Source organism: Streptomyces coeruleofuscus, assembly GCF_039532725.1.
Lineage (GTDB): Bacteria > Actinomycetota > Actinomycetes > Streptomycetales > Streptomycetaceae > Streptomyces > Streptomyces coeruleofuscus.
This window is the reverse complement of sequence record NZ_BAAASE010000003.1, coordinates 884,217-910,661: the sequence shown is the minus strand read 5'-3', so window position 1 is coordinate 910,661 and position 26,445 is coordinate 884,217. Positions and strand designations below refer to the sequence as shown.

The following is a 26,445-nucleotide window of genomic DNA, read 5'->3' as shown; positions in this document are numbered from 1 at the left end:
AACCGGATCTACGGTCTGACCAAGGGCCAGTACTCCCCGACCTCCGAGGTCGGCAAGATCACCAAGTCGACGCCGATGGGCTCGCTGGACGCGCCCTTCAACCCCGTGTCGCTGGCGATCGGCGCGGGCGCCTCGTTCGTCGCCCGGACCGTCGACTCCGACCGGGCACACCTCACCGGCGTACTGCGTCAGGCCGCCGCCCATCCGGGCACCGCGCTGGTGGAGATCTACCAGAACTGCAACATCTTCAACGACGGCGCCTTCGCCGCTCTGAAGGACAAGCAGCAGGCCCAGGAGGCCGTGATCCGGCTGGAGCACGGCAAGCCGATCCGCCTGGGCGCGGACGGTGCCCAGGGCGTCGTACGGGATCCGCGGACCGGAGACCTGGACGTCGTCGCCGTCACCGAGGAGAACCAGTCGCGGATCCTGGTGCACGACGCGCACTCCGCGTCCCCGACGACCGCCTTCGCGCTGTCCCGTCTCGCCGACCCGGACACCCTGCACCACACCCCGATCGGTGTCTTCCGCGACATCGAACGGCCGGTCTACGACGTCCTCATGGCCGACCAGCTGGAGACCGCGATCGAGCGGTACGGCAAGGGCGACATGAGCGCACTGCTGACCGGCACCGACACCTGGACCGTGGAGCGTTCCTCATGACCTACGTCATCGCCCAGCCCTGCGTGGACCTCAAGGACAAGGCCTGCGTCGACGAGTGCCCCGTCGACTGCATCTACGAGGGCCCACGCAAGATGTACATCAACCCCGACGAGTGCGTGGACTGCGGCGCCTGCGAGCCGGTCTGCCCGGTCGAGGCGATCTTCTACGAGGACGCGCTGCCGGCGGAGTGGGCGGGGTACGGGAACGCCGACCGGGAGGTCTTCGCACTGGCCGGTGTGTCGGGGGGCGGGAGCGCGGCAGGGGTGATGACGGCCGACCACCCGGTCGTCGAGGAGGAGCCCGTGAAGACGAGCTAGCCGGCCGCATACGAGTCGAGCCCCTCCCGGGGTCATCCGGGAGGGGCTCGACTCGTCCGGTGCGTGCACCTGGTACTCCAGCTGTAGATCGTGATCTTCATGTCTGGGATGCGGCTTGTCGCCGGTAGTGACCGGTGCGTGATCGTGCCTGGTGGCGGCGGCGCCAGTCGGACCAGGCAAGCCGGTGCGCCGCGTCGCGGACGGGCCGGATGACGAGTGCGATGAACAGGCGGCAGATCTCGTTGCAGGACAGCGGGATCAGGTCGTCCGGCGTGGGTCGGTGTGCGTGTTCGTCGGCGCGGACGACGGCGAGGAAGGCGTGGGCCGGCATCGCGAGGGTGACCCAGCGGGCCCAGGAGGGGTAGCGGCGGACCTGGTGTTCATCCAGTCCGGCCAGTCCCTTCTCCGTTTGGAAGGTCTCCTCCACCCGCCATCTGGAACCCGCGACCCTGACCAGGGTGGCCAGGGATGCCGGCGTGGTGGAGTGGCAGCGGTAGTAGGCGAGTTCACCGGTGCTGCGGTTGCGGCGGATCAGCAGCTGGTGGTGACCCGAGGCCGGCTCGGCGAGGTCGATGACGGCCCAGTCGTAGAACCGCTGCCCCTTCGCGCCGCGCCCGGCCGAGAGCTTCTGCCAGGCCCGCTTCGGCACCTTCGCCGCCAGGGCATCGGCGCGGAACTTGCCTGCGCCGGTGGGTAGTCCGGCCGAGCAGGCCACCGCGAGGACATAGCCGAAGATTCCCAGGCGTCTTCCATGGCCTTTCAGGCGTCCAGGAAGTCCCCCACATTGGGCGCCACATACCCGACGCTGCGTCCCTCGCTGTCGAGCAGTCGGCCCATCTGATTCACGGTGTGCAGGCAGACGGCCCGGTCCACGATGGAGAGATCTCGAGAGCGCTCTGTGATCGTCGCCTCCAGTTGCGGCAGATTTCCGAGCGATCGCAGCCAGACCATCAGCAGGAGGTTCCGCTCTCCCGTAAGGGCGCAGCACAGGCGTACGTCAGGGAGCGCCGTAAGCGCGCGTGCCGTGGACTCCATGTGCTGCGGTGCCACGCTCGCCCACAGTACGGCCGAGTGCGGCCAGCCCGACAGGGACTGCGCCATCTCGCAGCGTAGCCGGAGCAACCGGTTGGTCAGCAGGCGCTTGACGCGGCGGCGCGCGGTGGGCTCGCTGATCCCGGCGCGGTCGGCGATCGCGGTGTAGGACATGCGGCCGTCCTCGTGCAGCAGCCGGAACAGCTTCTGGTCCACAGCGTCCATCCGGGCACCTCCCACCGTGGTGGACGGTGTACTGGCCAGTCCCAATGCGCGTCGCTGTGACAGTTCGAGGCTGCGCAGACGCCATCGGCTCGGCTCGCCGTAGCCCATGGTCCGTACCTCCGCCCGGTACGCCCGGACACCGGACAGCTGCCCTAGCGTGCCGCGCAGGTACGCCGACACCTCCGCGGATGTGCGCAACGTCGCCACCACCAGCAGCCCGTACATGCCTGTGAGGTGGTGGACGTAGCGCACGTGGGGCTCGGCACTCAACGCGGTGGCAATGTCGTCCAGCCGGCCGGGAACGCAATCGATCTCGATGTACACCATGCAGAACTCGCTGTGCAGGACCGTGCCGGCCACACAGGTGACCCACGCCAGTCCCGCCTCGGCCAGCCGCTCCCAGCGGCGTGCCACAGTCACCGGATCGAGCGCGAGCGCCCCGGCCAGCTGAGCCCAGGAGGCGCGCGGCGAGAGCTGGAGCGCATTGATCAGCTCCAGGTCTTTCTCATCGACGGAATCGTGCGGCATGCCTCTTCCTAGCACCGTGTACGAGCTGCGTATAGGCCCCCATTCGCCTGTCGTGACGGAATGCTGCGTATCGGGAGTCGTTCCAAGAAACCTGCCGATTCTGGTGGCCCAAACACTCTGGGGGCACCGAGGAGGTCCGAGATCGTGAGGATCGCACAAGTCGATCAAGACACTGACGGCCGTCGGCAGCAGCGTGACCGAGCTGTCCGCGAGGCGGTGCGGTCCGGTCTGATCGGCCCCGCCCATGTGGCGGCGGGATTCTTGGACGCCGACGGGATCCAGGAGTCCGTGCGCGACCTCCAACGAGCCTTTGGCGACGAGCCAGTGCTGCACACGTTCGCTGCCAAGGCCGCGCCTTTGGTCCCCGTGCTGCGCCTGCTCGCCCGGTCCGGCATGGGGTGCGAGGTCGCCAGCCCGGGCGAACTCGCCCAGGCCGTCGCTGCCGACTTCCCACCGGAACGCATCGTGCTGGACTCACCCGCGAAGACCCGTGCCGAGCTGGCCGACGCGCTCGCCTTGGGAGTGGCGGTGAACGCCGACAACTTTCCCGAGTTGGACCGCATCGGCGAACTACTCGCTGTGAGCGAGAGCACCTCGGTGCTCGGGCTGCGGATCAACCCACAGGTCGGCGCCGGAGCCATCGACGCGATGAGCACCGCCTCGCTCAGCTCGAAGTTCGGCGTGCCACTGCGAGATGCCGGAGCACGGAAGCGCATCCTCAAGGCTTTCGCCGAGCGGCCCTGGCTCACTCGGCTGCACGTGCACGTCGGTTCGCAAGGCTGCTCCCTGGAGCTCATCGGCCGGGGAGTGCGCGCCGCGTACGAACTCGCCGAGGAGATCAACGCGATGGCGGGCCGGCAGCAGGTGACCAGTCTGGATATCGGCGGCGGCCTGCCGGTCAACTTCGACGACGACGAGATCCGCCCGACCTACGCGGACTACGTTCGGCAGCTGCGCGCCTCCGTTCCCGAACTCCTGGGCGGGCGCTACGACCTGGTAACCGAGTTCGGTCGTTCACTGGTCGCCAAGAACGGCTTCACGGCCGCGGTCGTGGAGTACACCAAAGACGCCGGCGGCCGCCGCATAGCGCTGACACACGCGGGCGCGCACATCGCCACCCGCACCGTCTTCATGCCGGAGGCGTGGCCGCTGCGGATCGCGGTGTACGACTCCGACGGCAAGCCCAAGCTTGCTCCGGAGCGGGTCCAGGATGTCGCCGGCCCGTGCTGTTTCGCCGGGGACCTCGTAGCCCGCGGACGCAAGCTGCCCGAACTGGCACCTGGGGACGTCGTGGTGCTGCTGGACACCGGCGGCTACTACTTCTCCTCCCCCTGGTCGTACAACAGTCTCGCCCGGCCCGCCGTACACGGCTTCACCACACGCGAATCGGACATACGGTTCGCCGCGGTCCGCCCGGAACAGACCCTCGTCGAGATCCTGGCGGAAAGCGGCGTCGACCAGGCAGACGCACTCCTCTTCAGCGACGTGGACAGCACCCCGGCCCACGCGGGCACCCCGGCCCCCGCGCGATGTGTACAGACAGAAGCCCGATCGTGGCACTGACCGAGGTTGCGACGACACCCGCTCGCCGTTTGCCCGCGGCCAAGCAGGCGGCACCCTACGCCGTTGCCGTAGCGGGACTGATCGCCACACCGACACTCGGCTTCGTTGTCGGTACCCGAACCCAACTCCACTGCGAAGGAAGAAAGTTGAACGAATTCGATGTACTCGCCGTCGGCGGTACCGTCATCGACGGCACCCCCGGCCCGGTCCGACGGGCAGATGTCGGCATCCGGGACGACCGCATCGTCTTCCTCGGACGGGCCACGCCTCACGCCACCGCACGGGAGGTACTCGACTGCACTGGCCACGTCGTCGCGCCCGGCTTTGTCGACCTGCACTCGCACGCCGACTACACCGTGTGCGACGTGCCCAGCGCCGAAGCGTGCATCAGGCAGGGCGTCACCACCATCGTCACGGGCAACTGCGGCGCTTCCCCCTTCCCCATCACCCCCGAGCGGCGCCAAGCGTGGGACACCACGCTCGCACGCGGCAACCTCAGCACCGCCGACATGCCCTGGGAGGACTTCGACGGATTCGCACGCGCGGTGGAGGAAGCCGAACCGTGCGTCAATCTCGCCGCCCTCGTCGGCCACGCGGCCCTCCGTGTGGCCGCTGTCGGCACCGAACGGCGCCCCGCGACTGCTGACGAGACCGCCCTCATGCGCAAGCTCCTCGCCAGGGCTGCCGAACAGGGGGTGTTCGGTCTGTCCACCGGACTCATCTATGCCCCGGGGTCGTTCGCCGACACCGACGAGGTCGTGGCGCTGGCCACCGAGGCTCGGCAGGCCGGACTGCTCTACAGCACCCATGTGCGCGACGAGGGCGACCATCTCGTCGAGGCCGTGACCGAAGCTCTGGAAACCGCCCGACGCAGCGGCGTGCGCCTTCAGATCTCGCACCTCAAGGCCCTGGGCCCCGCCAACCACGGCAAGGTGCGCGAGGCGCTGACCCTCATCGACTCCGCTGTCGCGGAAGGAGTGGACGTGGCGTGCGATGTCTACCCCTACGCCGCCTCCTCCACCCGGCTCACCTCGCGCCTTCCCGACTGGGCGCTGGACGGCGGTCGCGACGCGCTCATCGCCCGACTGGAGAACCCGAAGACCCGCGAGGCGATCACTTCGGAGCTCCGGGCGAAGACCGGACACACCTTCCTTCCCGAAAGCACCGTCATCGCTTCGATGCCGCCGGGCCGCTACTCCTCGTGGGTGGGAAGCACGGTCCAGGACATCGCCGCCGCCACTGGCCGCGATCCGGCCGAGGCATCCCTCGACGTACTGCGCGCGCACAAGGCCCTGGTCTGGATCGTCAACCATGCAATGTCCGAGGCGGATGTGGAAACAGTGCTGCGCCACCACCGCAGCGCAGTCGCCAGTGACAGCTGGGTACTGGACACCGCCACCGACGGCAACCCCCACCCCCGTCACTTCGGTACGTTCGCCCGGGTCCTGTCCCGGTACACCCGCGACGGCCAGGTGCTCACGCTCCAGGAGGCCGTCCACAAGATGAGCGCGCTGCCCGCCGCCCGCCTCGGCCTCACCGACCGAGGCACCCTGAGCGAAGGAATGGTCGCCGACATCGCCGTTTTCGATCCCGAGACGGTCAGCGACACCGCCACCTTTGACGCGCCGCTGTCCTATGCCGTGGGCACTCGTCACGTCCTCGTCAACGGCCGCCCCGTACTGCGTGATGGCGACTTCACGACACACCGCCCTGGCACGGTGCTCCGCAAGACGGCCGTGCGCTCCCTCTCCCACCACACAAGGAGGTCCCCGTGAGTTCCACCCTCGTCCAGTCACAGCCGACTGAGCCCCAGTCGAGAGCCCCGCACACCGCGTTCCGGGAACTTCGTGACCTTTCCGCCGCCGGCCACCATCCTCATCGTCGGCTTCGGTATCGCCGTCAGCGAGGCGAGCCGGCTGTTCCCCGCGCCGCTGTGCCGCACATACCCGACCTTCGCGCTGTCGATGACGGTGATGGGACGGTCCGCTCGGAGTTCCACGCCTCCGATTCTTCCTTCGCGCCTGGTCAGGAGTGGTGATGGCCCTCTCGTCCCCTGTCTCTTTGGCTTCGAATGCTCTGGCCGACACGTTCTTCGACTGGGGCGTGATCGCCGAGACGTTTCCGCGGTTGATCTCCGAGGGCCTGCTGAACACGTTGACGATCGCCGCAGGGGCCATCGTGCTCGGTGTGGTCATCGCTCTGGCGGCCGCGATGCTGCTGCTGTCGAACCGATGGTGGGTGAGGCTGCCCGCCCGGCTCTACGTCGACGTCTTCCGCGGCCTTCCGGTGATCATCACGGTGATGCTGGTCGGTGTGGGCCTGCCCGCCGCCGGGATCCGCCCCTTCGGCACCGACCCCCTCGGCTACGCGGTCCTGGCGATCGGCATCATCTCCGGCGCGTACACCGCGGAGATCTTCCGCTCCGGCATCCAGAGCGTCGATTCCGGCCAGTTGCAGGCCGCCCGCAGCCTGGGTCTGAGCTATCTCAAGGCGATGCGCCTGGTCGTGGTGCCGCAGGGCATCCGCCGCGTGCTGCCCGCCATGACCGGCCAGTTCGTCAAGGACATCAAGGAAAGTTCCCTGGTCTATCTCCTCGGTCTGGCCGTCGGACAGCGCGAGCTCTACTTCATCGCCCAGGAGGAGGTCGCCCGTACCTACAACTCCTCACCCCTGATCGCCGCGGGCATCTGCTACCTCGCGCTGACCATCCCCATGACCTACTTCGTGAACTACCTGGACAGACGGCTGCGCGAAGGCCCCCGCCCCGACAAGACACCGGCCTCGGCCGATCCGGACCTGCCCACCACCCCGCTCCAGCCTGCCGGAGGAGAAGCCCGATGACCCCCGCCACCGCCGGTCCGAACCCAGTCGCCCCCCTGCCCGAAGCCAAGACCGAAGCCGCGCCCCGGACACCGGACGACCTGGCCGCCCTGCAGGTCAAAGGGCTCAGCAAGAGCTACGGCTCCAACACCGTGGTACGCGAGGTCACCCTCGATGTGCAGCGCGGAGAGACCCTCTGTGTGATCGGCCCGTCCGGCTCGGGCAAGTCCACCCTGCTGAAGTGCCTGAACCTGCTGGAGATCCCCGACTGTGGTGAGATCTGGCTCGGCGAGACCTGTCTGACCGCGCCGGACGCCGACGTCGACGCCGCCCGCTCCCGCGTCGGCATGGTCTTCCAGCACTTCAACCTCTTCCCGCACATGAGCGTCGAGCGCAACGTCAGCCTCGCCCTGACCTCGGTCAAGGGCATGGGCCGCGAACAGGCACGCGCCACCGCACGACGCCGCCTCGAGGAGGTCGGCCTCGCCGCCTTTGCCGAGCAGCGGCCCAGCCGGCTGTCCGGCGGGCAGCAGCAGCGCGTGGCCATCGCCCGCGCTCTGGCCATGGAGCCGGAGGTGATGCTCTTCGACGAGGCCACCTCCGCCCTCGACCCCGAACTGGTCAAGGACGTACTCGCCGTGATGCGGGATCTCGCATCGGGCGGCATGACCATGGCCGTCGTCACCCACGAAATGGGCTTCGCCCGGGAGGCCGCCGACCGCGTCGCCTTCATGTGCGACGGCCGCCTCGCCGAGATCGGCACCCCCGACCGGATCTTCGAAAGCGCCGAACACCCCCGGCTGCGCCAGTTCCTCTCCCAAATCCTCTGAACCGCCCTCCCAGCACAGAAAGTCCCAGCCATGCACATTTCCCGTAGAACACTGCTCGTCGGCGCCGTCACCACCGCGCTGCTGCTCCCCCTCACCGCCTGCGGCGGCAACAGCAATGCAGCGGACTCCGGAACAGCCAAGTACAAGGACCTGGTCAACCCCGGTGTGATCACCGCGAGCACTGTGTCCGAGCAGCCGCCCTTCGCGGTCACCGACGAGTCGGGCAAGCCCAGCGGATTCGCTATCGATCTGATGAACGAGGCAGCCAAGCGCCTCGGCGTGAAGGTCCAGTACAAGGCCACGAGCCTGCAGGGCGCGCTCACCGGCCTGACCGCCAACCAGTACGACATCGGGGTCGGCGGGTTCATCGCCGCCCCCGAGCGCAGGAAGCAGGTCGACTTCACCACCCCGTACTACTGGGGCTTCACCAAAATCCTGACCCGGAAGGGCGACAAGCAGACCAAGCTGTCGGACTTCGACGGCAAGCGGGTCGGGGTCGTCAGCGGCTCAGTGCAGGAGGACTATATGGACAAGCGCATGCCGGACGTGCGTAAGGTGAAGTTCAAGGACCACACAGCGCTCGTCACCCAGCTGCTCTCCAAAAGCATCGACGCTGCCATTCTCGGTGGTGGCGTCGCGGACACATACGCCGCGAAGTCGCCGGTACGCATCGCCGTCACACGGGAAGCCCCCCAGGGCACCGCCTTCCCCATGCGCAAGGACGGTGACCCGAAGCTGCTCAAGGACATCGACACCCAGATCAACGCGATGATCGACGACGGAACCTACATCAAGCTCTACAAGAAGTACTTCCGGGACCCGGTCAGCGCCGACCTGATCAAGGAACGACCCAAGCTCGCGAAGCAGGTCGAGAACACCAGCCTGGCCCCTTCCGAGAAGTGACGACTGGGCCGTCATCGACCTCGCCGAGCCGGCCTCGGATCACCACCAGCTGCTGATCCGCCGCAACCGCAGCACCGGTGAACTCGCCTACTACCGCTGCCACTCCACCACGCCGGCATCCCTGGCCACCCTGGTCAGGGTCGCGGGTTCCAGATGGCAGGTGGAGGAGACCTTCCAAACGGAGAAAGGACTGGCCGGACTTGATGAACACCAGGTCCGCCGCTACCCCTCCTGGGCCCGCTGGGTCACCCTCGCGATGCCGGCCCACGCCTTCCTCGCCGTCGTCCGCGCCGACGAACACGCACACCGACCCACGCCGGACGACCTGATCCCGCTGTCCTGCAACGAGATCTGCCGCCTGTTCATCGCACTCGTCATCCGGCCCGTCCGCGACGCGGCCCACCGGCTTGCCTGGTCCGACTGGCGCCGCCGCCACCAGGCACGATCACGCACCGGTCACTACCGGCGACAAGCCGCATCCCAGACATGAAGATCACGATCCACAGCTGGAGTACTAGGCGGGGCGCAGTGCCGGCGGGTCGTCCGTGGTCGCCCGTGCGGTTCCCCGGGACGCCGGGGGGCGTGGGCCCGGGGTGCGGTTGCGGAGCAGCCTGCGCCACTGTTCCGCGCTGTACGGGGCCGGTTCCGTCGTGGCGATGAAGTCGCGCAGGACGCGTTCGAAGCGCTGGGGGTCGGTGCGGAAGGGGAAGTGGCCGGCGTCCTCGAAGATCTCCAGGCGGCTGCCGGGCATCGCCACATGGCCGAGACCCGCGTGCGTGGCCGGCACCACCTGGTCCCGGCCGCCCCACACCAGCATCGTGGGCATGCCCTGGGCGAGGTAGCAGCGGTCGAGCATCGTGCCGACCTGGCCCCGCCAGTCGACCACGGCCCGCAGCGTGCGGATGAAAGCGCTGCGCGAGGTGCCGTCGGGCAGGGCGTCCACCACCCGCAGCAGGTCGGGGGCGTCCACGCCGAGGCCGGTGTCGAGGAACCGCAGCGCCTTGACGGCCAGGCCCAGCTGGGTGCGCATGGTGGGCAGGCGCAGGGCCATCAGGAGAAGCTCGGCGCCGGGCAGGGAGGCCGCGCGCAGCAGCGGGGTCACCTGGTGGCTGATCCCGCCGGTGCCGACGAGCACCAGTCGCTCGCACCGCTCGGGGAACTGGTACGCGAACTGCATCGCCACCGCGCCGCCCAGCGAATGCCCGACCAGCGTGACCCGTTCGACGCCGAGCACGCCGAGCAGGTCGCGCATGCCGTTGGCGTACGCGGGCAGCGAGTAGTCGGCGCGCGGCTTGTCGGAGGCGCCGTGGCCGAGGAGGTCCGGGGCGATGACGCGGTAGCTGCGGGCGAGGCCCGGCATGACGTCGCGCCAGGTGTCGGAGGAGTCCCCGATGCCGTGGATCAGCAGGATGGCCCGGCCCTTGCCGGCCATCCGGAAGGCACGTCGGTAGCCGTGCACCGTGCGGTGACGCAGCCGGATGGCGGAGCCACCGCCGCGCTGCCCGGTACCGCTGCTTGGCGGGGTCATGGTGGTCAGGCTCCCTCGGAGACGCGGTGGCGCCGTTCGCCCGGCCGCTCGCCGGGGCGCCGGAACGGTACGACGGGCCGGTGGTGGACGGTGGTCAGGTCCTTCTCGGTCACCCCGAGCGCGGCGAGGGTCAGCCAGGGCGTGACGTTGCCGGCCGCGCGCGAGGGCTTCGGTGAGTCAGTCATGACGTGGCCTCTCGTCGATGGGGTGGTCGGTGGAGCCGGTGGCGGGAACGCCCGGGATCACGGCGCCGGGTGCCGCCACGCCGCGCGTGCCGCGCAGCCGGAGCAGGAGCAGGGAGGAGAACAGCCAGCGCCGCATCGCGCCCAGGTGGGCGGGGGAGCCGTGCACGTCGTCGAAGACCTTGAAGCGCACGTCCGGCACCGAGCGGCGCAGCAGTGCCTGTTCGCGGGACGGGATGATCTCGTCCCGGCTGCTGGCCACGTACCGGACGGGCACGCGCACCCGGCGCAGTTCCTGCGGCGTGAGGGCGAACTCGGGGAGCAGGGAGCGCAGTTCGCCGACGGTGGCGGCGCCGGTGAGCCGGCGCAGCGTGTCCGCGGTGATGCCCGGTACCCGCGGCCACCAGCTCTCGTCGGCGAAGAAGTCGGTTACCGGCGCGCCCACGGTGAGGACCCGGGAGACGCGCGGGTCGTGCGCGGCGGCGCGCAGGGCGAGATGGCCGCTGAAGCTGAGCGCGAGCGTCGAGGTGTCGGTGACCTTCGCCCGGCCGGCCAGCCGGTCCATGAGGAAGGTGAGCATGCGCCAGGAGCCGGGCTCGTAGCGCAGGGTGTTCTCGCCGACGCCCGGCAGTTCGGTGACGACCGTGGCGAAGCCCAGCTTGCGCAGCTTCGGCAGCAGCGGGGCCCACTGCTCCTTGACGCTCACGATGCCGCCCATGACGATCAGCAGCGGCCGGGGGCGGGCCTCGTCCAGGCCGGACGCCCAGCAGGCGAACGAGCCGCCGGCGTGCTCGAACTCCAGGCGCTCGATGCCCTGCCGGCCCTGGCGCCAGCGGTCGAAGGTCTCCACGCCCAGCCGCTGCGCCAGGACCCGGTCGTCGTCCGCGTGGTAGGGGAAGCGGGCGAGCGCGTAGTGCCGGCAGGCGTCCAGGAGGTCGCCGCGGGCCGCGGCCACCTTGCCCTCCGCCGTCCACACGGCGGCCCAGGAGGCGGGGTCGCCGGGCGTGTCGTTGCCGATCCTGGCCAGGACCTCGGCGGCGTGCCGGGGTGACATGCCCTGGCCGCGGGCGTGCAGCCGGGCGAATTCCCCGAGCTCTTCCAGATGCTCCATGTCTTCACCGTCCAGGTCGGGTCAGTGGATGGCGCCGTCGGGGCGCCGTATGCCGTAGCCGAAGGCCCGGTCCACCGCGATGTGCGTGGTCCAGCCGAGACCCGCGAGGAGCAGCGGCCGGGATGCCGTGAGGACTCCCGCCGCGAGGAGGGAGGCGGCCAGGCGGGGGTCGTGCAGGGTGTTGTAGAGGGGGACGGTGTCGGGGGAGAGGCGGCCCGGGCCGGAGGGCGGTGTCCTGGGCCGGTGCAGGAGCGCGATGTCGGGCGCGACGAGGGAGGTCCAGAAGGCCCAGCCCACGGCACCGCCGAGGGCGATGCCCGTACCGAAGGCGGCGGCGCCGGCGGCGGCGCTCAGCACCCGCCCCGGGGTGCTGCGCCAGGTCCAGGCGTCCCGGGGGGCCGCCGGGGCGGGGGCCGGTTCGGGGGCGGTGGTGCGGACAGTGGGCGGCAGGGCCCGGAGATCTGCTTTCATACGGCGTCTCCTCTCGCGATCGAGCCGTACGACACGCGTCCGAGTGTTCTCGCGGGTGCTTGCGGCCCGCTTGTACGAACCGGAACTGCCCGGCCCCGTGCCGAGGGCCTGCCCGGCGGATTCCCGTCGTCCGCCCGGAGGGCGGGAATCCGTCGGACAGGCCCTCGGCGGTCGCCCGTCACCACCACTCGTCCGGCGCGCTCTCCTCGGTCTCGTCGTCGCCGAGTACCTCGGCGAGCGCGTCGACGATGCTCGCGTCGAGGGCCGTGCCGGCCGAGGTGTCGGCCGTGCCGCCGAAGCCGGCGTCGCTCACCGCCACGCTGACGACGTAGTCGGCGCCGACCTCGTAGGTGCGGAACGTCCACTCGCCCTCCGAGCCCGGCTCGCCGTCCGGTTGCAGCACGTCACTGGGGGTGCCGTCCGGGCGGAAGCCGAAGTCGGTGAAGCGGAACTGCATGCCGAGCCCGATCGCCTTGCTGTAGGCCTCCTTGAGCGTCCACAGCCGCACCAGCGCCGGATTGCGTTCCTCCTCCGGCATCGCCTCGATCCGCTCGACCTCGTGCGGTGTGCACATGTGACGGCCGAGGCCGGGCCCGTAGAGCCTGCGGTCGGCGCGCTCCGCGTCCACGCCGATCACGCCGCCCGTGGCCAGCCCCACCACGAGCAGTTCGTCGGTGTGGCTGAGGCTGATGTGCACACCGTCGTAGCCGCGCAGATACGGCCGTCCGGTGTGGGTGTAGCCCAGCTCCACGGACGGCGGCGGCACATCGAGCGCCGCCGCGGCCGCGAACTTCAGCAGCACCCGGGACGAGGCGAACCTGGTGCGCACATCGGGGTGCGTCAGCTCCAGGAACCGTGCCCAGTCGCGGCCCAGCAGGGCGCGCAGCCGCGGCCCTCCCGCCCGCTCCGGACGCCAGTCGTCCAGGCGGGCGTAGAGGATCGCGGCCGCGTGCCGGTCCAGGTCAGCGCGGACTGCGCTCCAGTCCCCGCCGGGGCCCGTGATCACGATCGGCTCCCCCAGGGTCCGGGGTGGTGACTTGCTCCCTGGAGCCGTCATCGAAGGCCTCCATGGTGTGGTGGAGATCGGTGAGCAGGTCGGCGGCGGCTCCGCCGTCGATCACCCGGTGGTCGAAGGTGAGGCCGAGCTGCATGACGGGGGCGGCGGCCACGGTGCCGTCCGCGCGGACCACGGCCCGCTGGGTGACCCGCCCCGCGCACAGGGTGACGGCGGTCCCGCCCGCCGAGTGGAACCCGTCGACCGCGCCGTGCCCGAGCGAGCTGACCGAGACGGTGCCGAAGACACCGGGCCGCTTGCGCGGGTCGCGCAGCGCCGCGGCGAACGCGGCCCGGCCCAGCGCCAGCGGCAGCCGCCCCAGCATCCGTACGCCCTTGAACTCGGGCAGGTCGGCCGCCTCCGGGCCGCGGTAGCGGTCGATCTGCTGCTGGATCTCGCGCAGTCCGGCCCGCTCCAGACCCGGCACGAGCGCGGACAGCACCGTGCGTTCGCCCTCGACGGGCCGGTCCAGGGCCAGCTTCGCGGTGACCGAGCCGAACCGGACGATCCGGGGCGCGCGCAGCAGCCCGGGCCAGCCGGGGGCCATCACCGCGTTGGCCTCGGGATGCCGGTCCAGGACCCGGCCCGCCGCGTGCAGCAGGTAGGTGACGTAGGAGTAGCGCAGGCCGCGCTCCCGGGCCGCGGCGCGGTGCTCCTGGATCCGCGTCATGTCGATGTCGGTGTCCAGGTGCACCGGGCGCTGTCCGGCGGCCCACTCCAGGAAGAACAGGGTGTGCCGTCGTCGCCGCTCGACCACGGTGCTCGCCCCGTCGGCCGCGGCCCCGCTCACGCCGGCACCGCCAGGTCGTAGATCCCCTTCAGGCTCCTGGCCTCCAGGACCTTGCCGACGGGCACCTTGTGACCGGTGGCCAGCTCCAGGGCGGTCACCAGTTTCAGGAGGTAGAGGGAGTCCCAGTCGGGGAGTTCGTCGAAGTCGGCCGCCACCTGCTCCGGCTCCAGGGGCATGCCGATCTCGTCCCGGACCAGGCGGACGAAGTCGTCGAGACCGAACGTGCTCGTGCTGCTGCTCATATCTTCTCCAGGGCGAAACCGGCCTTGATCCACTTGCTGGACTCCACGGCGACGGCGAGGGCCTTCTGACCGGCCGCCATCTCTTCGAGGAGCTTCTCGATCTGCAGGAACGGCAGGGCGTTGCCGTTGTTGCCGGTGTCGGCGACGCAGGACACCTCGCGCGCCGTCGGCACCCCGAGCTGCTCGGCGATCACCCGCGTCATCCGGCCGGACAGCTGGGGCGGCAGCAGGAAGTCCAGGTCGTCGGCGTCCCAGTCGAGTTCGCCGAGGAGCTCCCAGAGGATCTCCACGGCCATCACCGGGACGCCCTCCTCGATGGCCTTGTAGTCCTCGGTGAGCGCCTGCCGGTCGTCGTGCCGGTCGGCGAGCCCGAACCACTCGATGACCTGGCCGGGCTTGCGGCCCAGGCCTGTGAACCGGTTGAGGACGTGCCGCACCGCGACCCGCTGCCCGGCCGGCTCGGAGGTGAGCACGGCGGCACCGGCGCCGTCACCGAAGAGCACGAAGTTGACCAGGTCGCTGGGTGCCGCGCCGGACAGGTCGCGCTGGACGTCGAGGTGCTTGCTGCACACGTCGCCGCCGATGACCAGCCCGGTGCGGTACTGCCCGGAGGCGATCATGGTCTGGGCGACGCTGAGGGCCTGCACGGCGCCCGCGCACCCCGACTGGAGCTGGAAGGTGGGCACCTGGTCGAGGCCGAGCTGGTCGGCGACGTCGTTGACGGTGGCCGGCATCAGCGTGTCGGGGGTGGCCGTGCCGAGCACGATGAAGTCGATGCCGGAGGCGTCCACGCCGTCGGCGGCGAGGGCCTTCTCGGCGGCCTTCGCGCACAGGTCGGCCAGCGACCAGCGGACCTCGCCGGTGGCCAGGTCGCGTGCGAAGTGCCGGGTCTTGGTGCCGATGAAGACCTCGATCCACTCCTCGTTCACACCGAGCACCTTGGCGAGCGCGGCGTTGTCCACCGGGTCGCCGGGCAGGGCGGTGCCGATGGACGCGAGGTACGCGGTCGGGGCGGTCTGTTCCTGGGTCATGCCGTCCTCTCTTCCTGGCCGGGGGCGGCGGCGCCGATCTCGTGGAGGAAGCCGACGAGGTCTCCGACGGTGGAGAGCCTGGGCAGCAGGTCCTGGACGGTCAGCTCGCCGAGTCCGGTGAGCTGTTTCTCCAGGCGGTTCTTGAGTTCCATGACCATCACCGAGTCGAAGCCGAGGTCTTCGTAGAGCCGTAGCTCGGGGGTGAGTTCCTCCGGCTGGTAGCCGCCGACGGCGCCGACGACCTCGTATGCGGCCCGGGCCACCGGCCCCTCCGCCCGGCCGCGCGCGACCTCCAGCACGGCGACCGCGGTGGCCTGCGGCTCCGGCCGCTCGGACGCCGGCTCCCGGGCGGAGGCGACCGGGCGCAGCGCCGGCTCCGCGCGGGGGGCCGGTGCGCCGCCGAGGGCCGGGGTGTGGGCGGCCCAGTAGCGGTGCTGGTCGGAGAAGGCGTACGGGGCCAGCGGCAGCGGCACCCGGTCGCGCTCCTCGTACACCGCGTCCCAGCGCGGGTCGACGCCGCCGCGGTACAGCTCGGCGAGCGCGTCGGCCAGTTCGCGGCCGCCCGCCTCCTCGGCGGGCACCGGGTGGACGTGCGCGGGCCCGGACGCGGTGCGGGCACCGCCGAGGGTGCGCAGCATCCCGGAGAGCACGGGCCGCGGCCCGATCTCCACCACGTGGCTCGCGCCGTCGTCGAGGAGGGCGAGCGAGGCGTCGGCGAACAGCACCGGCGCGCTGATGTGCTCGGTCCAGTAGGCGGCGTCCATCGCCTCGCCCGCCTCCGCGTCGAGCAGGCGGCCGCGCACCGTCGAGTACACCGGGATGCGCGGCACCCCGCCGCCGGCCTCCCCGGCCAGCGCCGCGAAACGTTCCAGCATCGGTTCCATGAGCGGCGAGTGGAAGGCGTGCGAGACCTGAAGCCTGCGCGTGCGCACCCCCTGCGTAGCCAGTTCCTCCTCGATGCGCTCCAGCACAGCCAGGTCACCGGAGAGGACCGTGGCCAGCGGTCCGTTGACCGCCGCCACGCCCACGAGCGGCTCGCCGGCCACCCGCTCCTCGAGCGTCTCGCGCGCGGCCCGCACCGCCAGCATGCCGCCGCCGGCGGGCAGTTCCTGCATCAGCGCGCCCCGCGCCGCGATCAGCCGGGCCGCGGCGTCGAGCGGCAGCGCCTCGGCCAGCACGGCCGCCGCGTACTCGCCGACGCTGTGCCCCAGCAGCACGTCCGGGCGTACGCCCAGCTCGGCCAGGGTGCGGCCGAGGGCGTACTCGACGGCGAACAGGGCGGGCTGCGTCCACCGGGTCAGATGGACGTCCTCGTCCCCGCCGAGCACCAGGTCGCGCACGGAGCGGCCGGTGTGCGGCAGCAGCGCGGCGTCGGCCTCGTCGAGGAAGGACCGGTACAGCGCGGAGTCCCGGTACAGCCCCGCCGTCATCGCCGGGTACTGCGAACCCTGCCCGGTGTACAGGAACGCGGTGCGGGCACGGCCCGTGGGCGCCGCCGCGAGCCGCGCGAGCAGGTCCGGGTCGTCGGCGGCCGCCCGCAGCCGGGCCACCAGCTCGGCCGGCTCCGACGCGCCCACCGCGAACCGGTAACGGTGGCCGGTCTTGACCTGGTTGCTGTTCCATGCCAGCGCGCCCACGGGCACCCGGCGCCGCTCGGCCGCCTGGGCCTGGGCCAGCAGGTTGCGGCGCAGGGCGGGCACGGCGGGGGCGGTGAGCGTGAACAGGGCCGCGCCGATGCCGGCGGGCGCGGCCGACGGCTGCTCCTGGGGCCGGGCCTTGGGGCGGGCCGCCGCCGGGGGCGCGCTCTCCAGCACGGCGTGCGCGTTCGTGCCGCCCATGCCGAAGCTGCTGAGCCCGGCGACGACACCGTCGGCGGGCAGCCGCAGCGGCGCCTTCAGCAGACGTATGCCGTGCTCGCGCAGCTTCAGACCAGGGTTCTCCTTGGCCGCGAACCGGCTCGCCGGCACCACCCGGTTGTGCAGCGACAGCGCCACCTTGATCAGGCCCGCGATGCCCGCCGCACCCTCCGTGTGACCGAGGTTGCCCTTCACCGAGCCCAGCGCCAGCGGCTTGCCGGTGCGGGCCGCGTGATGGTGGCCCAGGGCCCTGATCTCCATCATGTCGCCGAGCGCGGTGCCCGTGCCGTGTCCCTCGGTGAAGGTCACCTCGGACGGCTCGATGCCCGCCCTGCGGTAGGCGGCGGCCAGCACGTCCTGCTGCGCCCAGCGGTTGGGCGCGGTGATGCCGTTGCTGCGCCCGTCCTGGTTGACGGCGGTGCCGCGGATCACCGCGTACACCCGCTGCCCGTCGGCCAGCGCGTCCTTCAGCCGGCGCAGCACCACCACACCGACGCCCTCTCCGCGCCCGATGCCGTCGGCCTCGGAACTGAACGGCTTGCAGCGGCCGTCGGGCGCCGACAGGCCCGCCTGCGTGTAGAAGATCGACAGGGCCGGGGTGAGGGCGACGTTGACGCCCCCCGCGAGCGCGACGTCGCACTCCTCGGACAACAGGGCGTTCGCCGCCAGGTGCACGGCGACCAGAGAGGACGAACAGGCCGTGTCGACCGCGAGGGACGGGCCCTTGAGGTCGAGGTGGTACGAGATCCGGTTGGCGGTCATGCAGTAGCCGTTGCCGGAGCCGATCTGCGCGGTGACGTTGTCGTAGTCCGTCAGGTGCAGCTGCGCCCACTCGTTGCCCATGATGCCGACGAAGACACCCGTGGACGAACCGGCCAGCCGCTGCGGGGCGAGGCCCGCGTCCTCCACGGCCCGCCAGGCGCACTGCAACAGCAGCCGCTGCTGCGGGTCCATGGCCGCGGCCTCGCGCGGCGAGATGGTGAAGAACTCGTTGTCGAAGGCGTCGGGGTCGGAGACGAAACCGCCCTCGGTGGTGTTCGTACGTCCCGGCGCCCCGGCCGGCGAGTGGAACTCCTTGGCGTCCCACCGCAGCCGGGGCACCTCCCCCACACCGTCCCCGGAGCGCATCAGCAGATCCCAGAAGGCGCGCGTGTCCGGCGCCCCCGGGAACCTGCAGTCGATGCCGACGATGGCGATGGGCTCCATCAGCGCGCGCCGCCTTCCACGGCGGCGAACTGCTCCAGAAGGTGGTCGGCGAGCGCCTGCACCGTCGGGTAGTCCCAGGCGGCGGTGGGCTCCAGGACGAAGTCGAAGTCCTCCTCGATGTCGCCGCACAGGCTGAACGCGGCCACCGAGTCCAGGCCGTACTCGGCGAGCGGGACGACCGGGTCGATCTCGGCCGGCTGCCGCTTGAGGTACAGGGCGATGCGCTCGGCCAGCCACGTGGTGAGCGACTCACGGGTGTGTCCGGTGGTCGAAGCGGGCATGGTGCACTCCTCGGCGAGGGTAGGGCGGCGGTGACGCCGGTGGTGAAATCGGCAGTGAGCGGCTCGTGACGGCGGTTTCAGTGGGGCCGGTCAGCCGGCCAGCGGTGTGTCGTAGAGGTCGAAGCTCCTGCGCTCGTGGAACCTGCGCAGCACTTCCTCGTGCACCCCGGCGTCGACGGACGCCGGGAGGTCCGGGGGCTGCTGGCCCAGGCGCCGCGCCAGGCGGTGCAGTACGGCGGCCAGCCAGCCGGGATCGGCCAGGAACGGGTCGTCGCCGCCGCGGGCCTGCTGCCACACGCCGATCACGGAGGCGGCGGCCAGCAGCACCGCGTAACGGTCGGCGAGCGCGAAGGTGCCCGGGCTCGCCAGGGCGGTGCGGTTCTCCGGCGTGAGCGCCAGCGAGGACTCCTGGAGCTGACGCAGCTCGTCCATCATCTTCAGCGCCATGGCGTGCACCGCGCGCTCCTCGGGCGACGAGCTGGGCAGTTCGTCCACCGAGGCGACGAGGGACGCGCTCAGACTGTCCTTGCCGCTGGCCAGGGTGAGCCGGCCGAAGGGCAGGGCGGGCAGGTCCTCGCGCGGCCGGAACAGCGCGTCGGGGGCCTTGTCCCCGGTGAACCAGGACCGCCGGGCCAGCCGGGCCAGCTGGGGGATGATCGTGGCCTGGCAGGCGGCCGAACCGGCGTGCCCGAGGCTGAGCACCGGCAGGTCCCTGATGTGCTTCTGGAAGATGCCGAACTCGCCCTCACGGACGTAGAAGCGGGCCCCCAGCACGATCGACAGGTCGTGCATGGTCTCCGTGAGCATCTTCGGCACCAGGTACTTGGTGGCCGCGGCGTAGACGCTCGTCTCCTCCGGCAGCAGGTGCACCGCCCGGGTCGCGGTGAGCGAGAGGCTGTCGCAGATGAGCAGGTCCAGGAAGGCACCCGACAGCGTGGCCTTCGCGTGCGGGATGTCCATCACGGACTTGCGGTACAGCTCGCGGCCGAGCGCGAACCTGACCACCGTGCGCAGACTGGTGTCGGCCGCGCCGAGCGCCATCCCGGGCACCGCGCTGCGGGTGATCTGGAAGGCCCGCAGGGCGAGTTCGACGCCCTGGCCGTTCGCGCCGACCAGCGCGTCGGCCGGCACCGGCGTGTTGTCGAAGTGCAGCCCCGACAGATGGCAGCCCCGCACACCGACCGCGTCGTACCGGGGCAGCACCCGGTAGGTGTCCGCGTCGAGACCGGCCCGCTCGGCGAACAGCACCGAGTGGCTGCGGCTGCCGGGCGCCGGGCTGGTGCGGCTGAACAGCACCCAGGCGTCGGCCCGGTCGGCGTTGTTGATGACCTGCTTCTCGCCGTTGAGGAGGTAACCGCCCTCCGGCGCGGGCCGGGCCTCGAACTCGTTGCGCACGAAGTCGTTGCCGTGCGCCAGTTCGTGGTAGGCGACCGAGACCTTGCCGCCGCCGAGCATGATGCGGGCGAGCCGCTCACGCTGCTCCGCCGAGCCGGCGGTCCACACGTTGACGCCCGCCATGAACGACGTCACGCCGTAGCCGAGCCCGAGGGCGACGTCCCGGCGGAACACCTGGCGCATCACCCGCACCAGGGAGTCGATCCGCTCCAGGCTGCCGCCGTGCTCGCGCGGCACGAAGTCGGCGTTGAGGACCACGTCGTCCAGGACGCGCTCACCGGCCGCCGACAGCTCACCGGCCTCGTCGGCCTGGAGCAGCCGGGTGTACGACAGGTCGTTGTCCTCGGCGGTCGGGTCGCCCAGACGCTTCTCCAGCTCGGCGACGCGCGCGGCGGCCTGAGCCTCCTGGTCGGTGGTGGGGGCTCCGTGCCCCTGGGGCGGGGAACCGGTCAGCATGACGTCCTCTCGTTCTCGCCGGCCGCGGTGGCGGCCCTGTCAGCGGTGGGCGTGGCCGCGTCCCGCTGCTCCAGCAGCGAGAACAGCCGTCCCTCGGCCCGTGCGGCCCGCACCTGGGCGAGCAGCTCCTCGTAGAACCCGGCGGGTTCGGCCCCCTGCGGAGCGTCCGGCTCGCCGAGGCGGGTCAGCACCCGGTCGAGCGCCCCGCGCAGCCACAGTCCGTCGCGCCACAGCGCGGCCGTGGCGCCCTCGCCGAGACGGTCCGCGCTCGCGGTCCACAGGCCGAGGCACACGGCGCCCGCGTAGCAGAGCGTGTAGCGGCGGGCCGTCTCGAAGGCCTGCGGCGGGACGTCCGTCAGGACGGCCTGGTGGGTCTCCATCTCGGCGTGCACCTTGTCGGTGACGGCGAGCAGCCGCTGGGCCGCCGCGAGCACGGGCCGCAGCTCGGGCCGGGTCTCGGCCCGCCGGGCCAGCGCCTCGACGGAGCCGGGCAGCGAGGCGAGGACGCCGCTGCCGCGCCGCGCCACGACGGACAGCCGGCCCGGGTCCAGCGGCGGCAGCGGCAGGCCCAGGTCGCAGGCCGCCGCGGCCCCCTCGGTGTCGCCGTTGCCCCGGCGGTAGCCGCGCACCAGCGAACGGAACTGGTTGACCAGGGAGTTGAGGTTCACCAGCGTGTTGCCGTCGAACAGGCCCACGATGCGGTGGTCCCGCTCCAGCTTCTGGAACCGGCCGTGCGCGAACACGTCCTTGAGGAAGGCGCGGGCTCCCAGCAGCCGGGTCAGCTCGGCGAGCACGTCCTCCGTCCCCGAAGGCAGCAGGTACTTGGTGACCGCGGCGGTCAGGCTCATCTCCGCGGTCTGCGTGTGCACGGCCCGTGAGGCGAACAGCGCCAGCGCCTCGTGCAGCAGCAGGTCGGCGGCGGCCGTGCCCAGGGTCGCCCGGGCCTTCGGCAGGTCGATCAGCCGCCGCCCGTACAGCTCCCGCCGCTCGGCGAAGTCCAGGCCGATGCGCAGCCCGTGGTCGCCCGCGCCGAGCGACAGCGCGGCACACAGGGTGCGGGTCAGCTGGAGGGCCTTGATGACGGTCTCGACGCCGCCGCCCTCCGCGCCGACCAGCGCGTGCCGGGGCACCCGCGCCCCGTCGAAGGCGATCCCGGAGATGTCCGCGCCCCGGATGCCGTGCGTGGGCACCTTGGGCAGGTGCCGGTACGTCTCCTCGTCCAGCTCGCGCTTGTCGACCAGCAGCACGCTGAAGCCGCGCGGGCCGCCCGCCGGGTCCGTGCGGGTGAGCAGGGACAGGACACTGCCGCGGGTCGCGTTGTTGATGAGCCACTTCTCGCCGCTCACCAGCCAGCCCCCGGCGGGCGCCCCGGACGCCGCGCCGCCGCTCACCTCGCCGGCCAGCAGGTCACTGCCGTGCGCCCGTTCGGTCAGGCCGAGGGAGACCGGCACCCCGGCCCGGATGTCAGCGCCGAGCCGCTCGGCCTGCTCCGCGCTGCCCGCCACCCAGACGCACACGCCGCCCAGGTAGGTCTTGCCGTGCCCGATCGCGGTCGTCAGGTCGCGCCGGGCGACGACCCGGATGAGCTGGAGCAGCTGCTCGTAGTCGTGGAGCCGTCCGCCGTGCTGAACCGGCACGTAGTAGTCGGCAAGGCCCCACTCCTCCAGGTGGCGGCAGATGTCCGCCGGGAACTCCTCCCTGTCGTCGAGCTCGACGCTGCGCGCGTAGGAGAAGGTCACCTGCGGGTCGTTCGGGTCCCCGAGGAAACTGTCCAGCTCCCCGGCCAGTCGGTACGGCGGATGCTCCATGTCAGACCACCGAATCCAGCGGACGCTCGATGGCGTCGGCGACCAGCTCGCGCACGGCGGGCTCCAGGACCTCGTACAGCGGGGTGATCTGGCCCTTGAGGAACAGCTGCTTCATCAGGGTCCGCTGGATCTTGCCGCTGGTGGTCTTGCGGATCGTGCCGGGGCGCACCAGCAGCACGTTGCCCGCCGGGATGTTGAACTCGCGGCCGATGAAGCTCTGCACGGAGGTGGCCAGCGTGCGCAGGTCGGTGCTGACGGAGCTGGTGCGCACTTCCTGCACGACGATCAGGTGCTCGCGGTCCGTCTCCACCGCGAAGACCGCGCCCGCGCCGATGCCCAGTGCCTTGTCGGTGCCCTGCACGGCCCGCTCGACGTCCTGCGGGTAGAGGTTGCGGCCCGCGAAGATGACCAGTTCCTTGAGCCGGCCCGTCACGTACAGCTGGCCGTCCTCCCACACACCGAGGTCGCCGGTGCGCAGCCAGCCGCCCCCGTCCTGGCCGCCCTTGCCGTCGGCGATCGCCGCGTCGAAGATCTCCTTGTTGGTCAGCGGCCGCTTCCAGTAGCCGGAGGCGATGCTCTCGCCCTTGGCCCAGATCTCGCCGACCGACCCCTCGGGCTGCTCCAGGAACGTCTCCGGGTCGACGATCCGTACGTCGAAGTCCTCCCGGCGCACGATGCCGCTGCTGACCAGGGTGCGGCTGGGCACGTCGTCGCGCGGGTCGGCCAGCCGGCCCGCTTCCAGCGACTGGGAGTCGACGGCGAGGACGACGGGGCGCGTGCCGCGCGGGGTGCCGGAGACCAGCAGCGTCGTCTCGGCCATGCCGTAGCAGGGGAAGAACGTCTCGGGTTTGAAGCCGACCGGCTCGAAGCGCTTGGTGAAGGCGCGGACCGTCTCGGCCCGGATCGGCTCGGCGCCGTTGCACGCCGCCTGCCAGCTCGACAGGTCGAGGGTGGCCATGTGCTCGTCGGTGACGCGGCGCAGGCACAGGTCGTAGGCGAAGTTGGGGCCGCCGCCGATGGTGACCTTGTAGTCGCTGATCATCTGGAGCCAGCGGTGCGGCCGCTTCAGGAACGACACCGGCGCCATCAGCGCGGCCGAGCCGCCGAGGAACAGCGGCTGGAGGATGTGCCCGATCAGGCCCATGTCGTGGTAGAAGGGCAGCCAGCCGCCGTAGCGCGTCTCGGAGTTGGAACCGACCGAGTTCTTGATGGCCTGCTCGTTGGCGAGCAGGTTGCGGTGGGAGACCATGACGCCCTTGGGGTCGCTGGTCGAGCCCGAGGTGTACTGGAGGAACGCCAGGTCGTCCGGGGTGAGCGACGGCGCGGTCCACGCGCCCGGGTCGCCGTAGCCCTCGCCGTCGGTGGCCAGGCAGTGCACGTCGGTCATGTTCTCGGCGGTGAGCCAGGCGGATATCTCCGGGGCGTTGGCCGCGTCGGTGAGCACCGAGTGCGCCTCGGCGTCCCGCAGGATGCCGGAGACGCGGGTGAAGTGGTTGCCCTGCTCGGTGGGCAGCGGCGCCGGCACGGCGACGGCGCCCGCGTACAGGCAGCCGGCGAAGGCCTTGATGAACTCCAGGCCCGACGGGTACAGCAGCAGCACCTGCCGCCCCGTCGCCCCCTTCTCCTGGAGCCACGACCCGATCCGCCGGGCGTCCTCGTCGAGCTGGCTGTACGACAGGTGCTGCGGGGCCGAACCCTTGGCGTTGTCCGGCAGGAAGATGAAGGCGTCCTTGGGGCCGAGCGCGTCGGTGCGCGCCAGAACCAGTTCGGTGAAAGTGCGGAAGGCTGTCAACGTCGTTCCCTGACCTCTCCACGATCCGCTGGCGCTCACGCCGGCGAGGAGGACTGTTCGGACACGGCGATGCTCCGACGAGGTGCTAAGGCGACGCTTGTGCGAAACCTCCGGATCCGGGAGGGACGGGTTCCGGACATGCCTGACGCCCGCCCCGGGGGTCGGGCGGGCGTCAGGGCCGGAGAGGTCCGGCTCACACAGTGGATTCGGTCGTCTCGCCGGAGAACGAGACGGTCAGGCTCAGGTGCTCGGGGACCGGCGGTACGTCGGTCAGGTCGTGCCGGAACTCCAGGGCCCCGTCCTCGGACTCGGCGGTGGTGGCGAAGCCGAGGGACGGCCAGAAGTCGCGCACCCGGTGGTTCTTGGCGGTGGGCCGGTACCCGGCGTGCACGGCCGCCGCCCCGCTGTCGCGGGCGTGTGCGAGCAGCGACGACACCGTGGCCTGCTCGATGCCGCGGGCGAAGACGCGGCAGCTCAGCAGCATGTTGTCGATCGTCCAGGTGTCACCGTCGCCGTGCGCGAAGACGGCGCCGATCACGCCGTTGTCGCCGAACCGGTCGCGGGCCCGCATGGCCAGCACCAACCGGCCGGGCTCCGCCCGCAGCCGCCGTACGTCGGCTTCCTGGAGCCGGCGCGTGGTGAGGTTGAACTGGTTGGTGCGCAGGGTGATCTGGGCGATGCGGGACACCTCGTGGTCGCGTACCGGGGACACCTCCAGGCGGATGTCCAGGGCCCGCAGGTAGTCCTCCATCGAGCCGGCGCTGTCCTGGAGGTCCTGCCGGGCCGCCTCCGAGCGGTACTGGCCCGCGCGCAGCCGGTCCTCCGCCGTCAGCGCCCGCACGTCGAACCAGCCGTCGGCGAGCAGCCGGTCCACGTGCAGTGCGGGCTCCTCGTCGAGCCGTACCACGGCCACCTGGGGCAGACTGGAGGCGACCAGACCGCACTCGAAGGGCGAGTCGTCGGCGAAGACGAAGCTGTCCACGCCCAGGTTGAGGCGGGCCGCGATGTCCCGCAGGTTGCCGTCCTTGGGGTCCCAGTTGGCGTTGACCCGGGTGAAGTCCGCCTCGCGCAGCGTCATGTCCGGGTGGTCGCGCAGCACGCCCAGGACCGGCTCGCGGTCGTTCTTGCTGCACACCGCGAGCAGCACGCCCTGCGCGCCGATCTGCTTGACCACGCGCTGGAACTTCCCGAAGGCCTCGCCGCGGTATGTCGTCGCCGCCGCGATGCCGTCCGGGCCGTCGTCGCCGAGGATGCCGTCCCACAGGGTGTTGTCGGCGTCCACCACGAGGACCTTCTTGGCGCGGCCGCGCAGCGTGCGCGCCAGATGCCCGATCTCGCGGGCGTACCGGCCGAGCAGCTCCTCGCCCAGGTGCACCTTGGCGTAGGCGGCGAGCCTGCTGTCGCGCACCGGGCCGCCCTCGGCGACCAGCGGGTCCAGGTCGACCACGTGCAGCCGCGGGTGCTCGGCCGCCAGCCGCAGCAGTCCGCAGTTGAACTCCCGCCAGCGCAGCGACAGTTCGGTGCGCGAGGCGTGGTCGACCAGCTGGTGGGTGTGCGCGGGCAGCAGCGGCAGGGTGTTGAGGACCAGGGTGCCCGGCCCGTGCTCGGTGTAGCGGGCCACCAGGGCGGTGATCTGCCGCAGCCGGGCCTCCAGCGCGGCGGCCAGGTCGGCGACCTGCCAGGGCAGCGGCAGCTCGTCGAAGACGACCTGGGCGTCCAGGACGCACAGCGCGAGCTCCGTGCCGGGCGCGTACAGCGGGCTCGTGGTGTCCTGGAGGTCGCGCAACCAGGAGTCGTACTCCGCGTCGAAGGTCCGCAGCGGGATGCCGTGCCGGGCGAACTGCCCGGTCAGCGCCGGGGTGAGCGCGTCCAGCATGCCGTGCCCGGTGACCGCCACGGTCGCGGGCTGAACGCCCGGGTGCCGTTCCCGCACGGCGTCCGGCGACACGCGGGCGAGGAGCCGTCCGGCTCGGGCCAGCGCGGCCAGGTCGCCGTCGGGGCCGATGAGTTCGGCGAGGAGCCCGGGCACCGACGGGTACTCCTCGGCCAGGCGCCCCTCCTGGTGCAGCGCGCGCAGCCGGTCCAGGGGACCGACCCGCTCCGTCTCCGTGGTCGTCACTGCTGTGGTCACGTTCGTCTTCTCCCGTCCGTGGCGAAGCAGCCACGCGAATACGGCCGTAGGACCTGTCCCTTGTGGTCAGCCACCGTTCACAGCGCTCCTAAAGGGGCGGTTGCACCGGAGCCCGCCGGCTCCCGGAAAGGGGCGCTTCAGCGAGCCGCAAGCGCCCGCGCGCACCCTGCCGTTCCGCGCTCACGGCGCCGTCGCACCAACGACCCACCCGGAACACCTAGTCGCCGCCGGCT

23 protein-coding genes and 2 pseudogenes are annotated in these 26,445 nt (G+C 71.4%); 8 read left to right on the top strand and 17 right to left on the bottom strand.

Going from position 1 to position 26,445, the window contains the following annotated elements:
• Together ABFX81_RS15315 and fdxA are read left to right on the top strand one after the other, a co-directional pair.
• A partial coding sequence (locus ABFX81_RS15315) for a thiamine pyrophosphate-dependent enzyme (protein WP_346138188.1) occupies positions 1 to 660 on the top strand: 660 nt, incomplete at its 5' end.
• Complete coding sequence (gene fdxA, locus ABFX81_RS15310; protein ID WP_346138187.1) at positions 657 to 977, top strand: ferredoxin; 321 nt, start codon at positions 657 to 659, stop codon at positions 975 to 977. The genes ABFX81_RS15315 and fdxA, both read left to right, overlap by 4 nt.
• A 97-nt stretch (positions 978 to 1,074) precedes the next feature.
• On the opposite strand, the pseudogene ABFX81_RS15305 reads toward fdxA, so the two are convergent.
• Positions 1,075 to 1,707 (bottom strand): annotated as a pseudogene (locus ABFX81_RS15305) (transposase family protein); the annotation flags it as partial.
• A gap of 29 nt (positions 1,708 to 1,736) precedes the next feature.
• The gene (locus ABFX81_RS15300) at positions 1,737 to 2,762 is read right to left on the bottom strand and encodes an AsnC family transcriptional regulator (protein WP_086855126.1); all 1,026 of its coding nucleotides are present in this window, start codon (positions 2,760 to 2,762) and stop codon (positions 1,737 to 1,739) included.
• A 144-nt stretch (positions 2,763 to 2,906) separates the two neighbouring features.
• On the opposite strand from ABFX81_RS15300, the gene ABFX81_RS15295 reads away from it, so the two are divergent.
• Positions 2,907 to 4,325: a type III PLP-dependent enzyme domain-containing protein gene (locus ABFX81_RS15295; protein WP_346138186.1), complete on the top strand. Its 1,419-nt coding sequence runs from the start codon at positions 2,907 to 2,909 to the stop codon at positions 4,323 to 4,325.
• A gap of 146 nt (positions 4,326 to 4,471) precedes the next feature.
• Positions 4,472 to 6,100 carry an N-acyl-D-amino-acid deacylase family protein gene (locus tag ABFX81_RS15290; RefSeq protein ID WP_346138185.1) on the top strand — a complete coding sequence of 543 codons (1,629 nt, stop codon included), beginning with the start codon at positions 4,472 to 4,474 and terminating at the stop codon, positions 6,098 to 6,100.
• Positions 6,101 to 6,117: 17 nt separating this feature from the next.
• Here ABFX81_RS15290 and ABFX81_RS15285 read toward each other — a convergent pair whose 3' ends face one another.
• Positions 6,118 to 6,324 (bottom strand): hypothetical protein, encoded by a 207-nt coding sequence (locus ABFX81_RS15285; protein ID WP_346138184.1) that lies wholly within the window; start codon positions 6,322 to 6,324, stop codon positions 6,118 to 6,120.
• Between the two features lie 62 nt (positions 6,325 to 6,386).
• On the opposite strand from ABFX81_RS15285, the gene ABFX81_RS15280 reads away from it, so the two are divergent.
• The 4 genes and pseudogenes from ABFX81_RS15280 to ABFX81_RS15265 all read left to right on the top strand — a co-directional run.
• On the top strand, positions 6,387 to 7,166 hold the full coding sequence (locus tag ABFX81_RS15280) for an amino acid ABC transporter permease (RefSeq protein ID WP_346138183.1): 780 nt from the start codon (positions 6,387 to 6,389) through the stop codon (positions 7,164 to 7,166).
• Positions 7,163 to 7,975, top strand: coding sequence for an amino acid ABC transporter ATP-binding protein (locus ABFX81_RS15275; protein WP_119104714.1), 813 nt, complete (start codon positions 7,163 to 7,165; stop codon positions 7,973 to 7,975). Before ABFX81_RS15280 ends, ABFX81_RS15275 begins: the two co-directional genes overlap by 4 nt.
• Positions 7,976 to 8,005: 30 nt before the next feature.
• A complete protein-coding gene (locus ABFX81_RS15270) occupies positions 8,006 to 8,878 on the top strand; it encodes a transporter substrate-binding domain-containing protein (protein ID WP_086855012.1) in 873 nt (290 codons plus the stop codon).
• A 1-nt stretch (position 8,879) separates the two neighbouring features.
• Positions 8,880 to 9,368: pseudogene (locus ABFX81_RS15265) on the top strand (IS701 family transposase); the annotation flags it as partial.
• A gap of 24 nt (positions 9,369 to 9,392) precedes the next feature.
• Here ABFX81_RS15265 and ABFX81_RS15260 read toward each other — a convergent pair.
• From ABFX81_RS15260 to ABFX81_RS15195, 14 genes are all read right to left on the bottom strand, one after another.
• Positions 9,393 to 10,406 (bottom strand): alpha/beta fold hydrolase, encoded by a 1,014-nt coding sequence (locus tag ABFX81_RS15260; RefSeq protein ID WP_086855013.1) that lies wholly within the window; start codon positions 10,404 to 10,406, stop codon positions 9,393 to 9,395.
• Positions 10,407 to 10,411: 5 nt separating this feature from the next.
• Positions 10,412 to 10,591, bottom strand: coding sequence for a hypothetical protein (locus tag ABFX81_RS15255; protein ID WP_086855014.1), 180 nt, complete (start codon positions 10,589 to 10,591; stop codon positions 10,412 to 10,414).
• Positions 10,584 to 11,699, bottom strand: a complete 1,116-nt coding sequence (locus ABFX81_RS15250; RefSeq protein WP_346138182.1) for an alpha/beta hydrolase — start codon at positions 11,697 to 11,699, stop codon at positions 10,584 to 10,586. Before ABFX81_RS15250 ends, ABFX81_RS15255 begins: the two co-directional genes overlap by 8 nt.
• A gap of 21 nt (positions 11,700 to 11,720) precedes the next feature.
• Positions 11,721 to 12,170, bottom strand: a complete 450-nt coding sequence (locus ABFX81_RS15245) for a DUF4260 family protein (RefSeq protein ID WP_346138181.1) — start codon at positions 12,168 to 12,170, stop codon at positions 11,721 to 11,723.
• A 178-nt stretch (positions 12,171 to 12,348) separates the two neighbouring features.
• On the bottom strand, positions 12,349 to 13,227 hold the full coding sequence (locus ABFX81_RS15240; RefSeq protein WP_428837176.1) for a 4'-phosphopantetheinyl transferase family protein: 879 nt from the start codon (positions 13,225 to 13,227) through the stop codon (positions 12,349 to 12,351).
• Positions 13,133 to 14,014, bottom strand: coding sequence for a 2-oxo acid dehydrogenase subunit E2 (locus ABFX81_RS15235; protein ID WP_346138180.1), 882 nt, complete (start codon positions 14,012 to 14,014; stop codon positions 13,133 to 13,135). Before ABFX81_RS15235 ends, ABFX81_RS15240 begins: the two co-directional genes overlap by 95 nt.
• Positions 14,011 to 14,256 (bottom strand): phosphopantetheine-binding protein, encoded by a 246-nt coding sequence (locus ABFX81_RS15230; protein ID WP_086851943.1) that lies wholly within the window; start codon positions 14,254 to 14,256, stop codon positions 14,011 to 14,013. Before ABFX81_RS15230 ends, ABFX81_RS15235 begins: the two co-directional genes overlap by 4 nt.
• Complete coding sequence (locus tag ABFX81_RS15225; protein WP_086851942.1) at positions 14,253 to 15,287, bottom strand: thiolase family protein; 1,035 nt, start codon at positions 15,285 to 15,287, stop codon at positions 14,253 to 14,255. The genes ABFX81_RS15230 and ABFX81_RS15225 overlap by 4 nt, the downstream gene beginning before the upstream one ends.
• Positions 15,284 to 18,349 carry a type I polyketide synthase gene (locus ABFX81_RS15220; protein ID WP_346138179.1) on the bottom strand — a complete coding sequence of 1,022 codons (3,066 nt, stop codon included), beginning with the start codon at positions 18,347 to 18,349 and terminating at the stop codon, positions 15,284 to 15,286. The genes ABFX81_RS15225 and ABFX81_RS15220 overlap by 4 nt, the downstream gene beginning before the upstream one ends.
• Positions 18,349 to 18,630, bottom strand: a complete 282-nt coding sequence (locus tag ABFX81_RS15215) for a phosphopantetheine-binding protein (protein WP_086845001.1) — start codon at positions 18,628 to 18,630, stop codon at positions 18,349 to 18,351. The genes ABFX81_RS15220 and ABFX81_RS15215 overlap by 1 nt, the downstream gene beginning before the upstream one ends.
• 90 nt (positions 18,631 to 18,720) lie before the next feature.
• Positions 18,721 to 20,481: an acyl-CoA dehydrogenase family protein gene (locus ABFX81_RS15210; protein WP_086845003.1), complete on the bottom strand. Its 1,761-nt coding sequence runs from the start codon at positions 20,479 to 20,481 to the stop codon at positions 18,721 to 18,723.
• Positions 20,475 to 22,289 (bottom strand): acyl-CoA dehydrogenase family protein, encoded by a 1,815-nt coding sequence (locus tag ABFX81_RS15205; RefSeq protein ID WP_086845006.1) that lies wholly within the window; start codon positions 22,287 to 22,289, stop codon positions 20,475 to 20,477. The genes ABFX81_RS15210 and ABFX81_RS15205 overlap by 7 nt, the downstream gene beginning before the upstream one ends.
• A 1-nt stretch (position 22,290) precedes the next feature.
• Positions 22,291 to 24,081: an AMP-binding protein gene (locus tag ABFX81_RS15200; protein ID WP_086845008.1), complete on the bottom strand. Its 1,791-nt coding sequence runs from the start codon at positions 24,079 to 24,081 to the stop codon at positions 22,291 to 22,293.
• A 193-nt stretch (positions 24,082 to 24,274) separates the two neighbouring features.
• Complete coding sequence (locus ABFX81_RS15195; protein WP_086845011.1) at positions 24,275 to 26,212, bottom strand: HAD-IIIC family phosphatase; 1,938 nt, start codon at positions 26,210 to 26,212, stop codon at positions 24,275 to 24,277.
• Between the last annotated feature and the right edge of the window lie 233 nt (positions 26,213 to 26,445).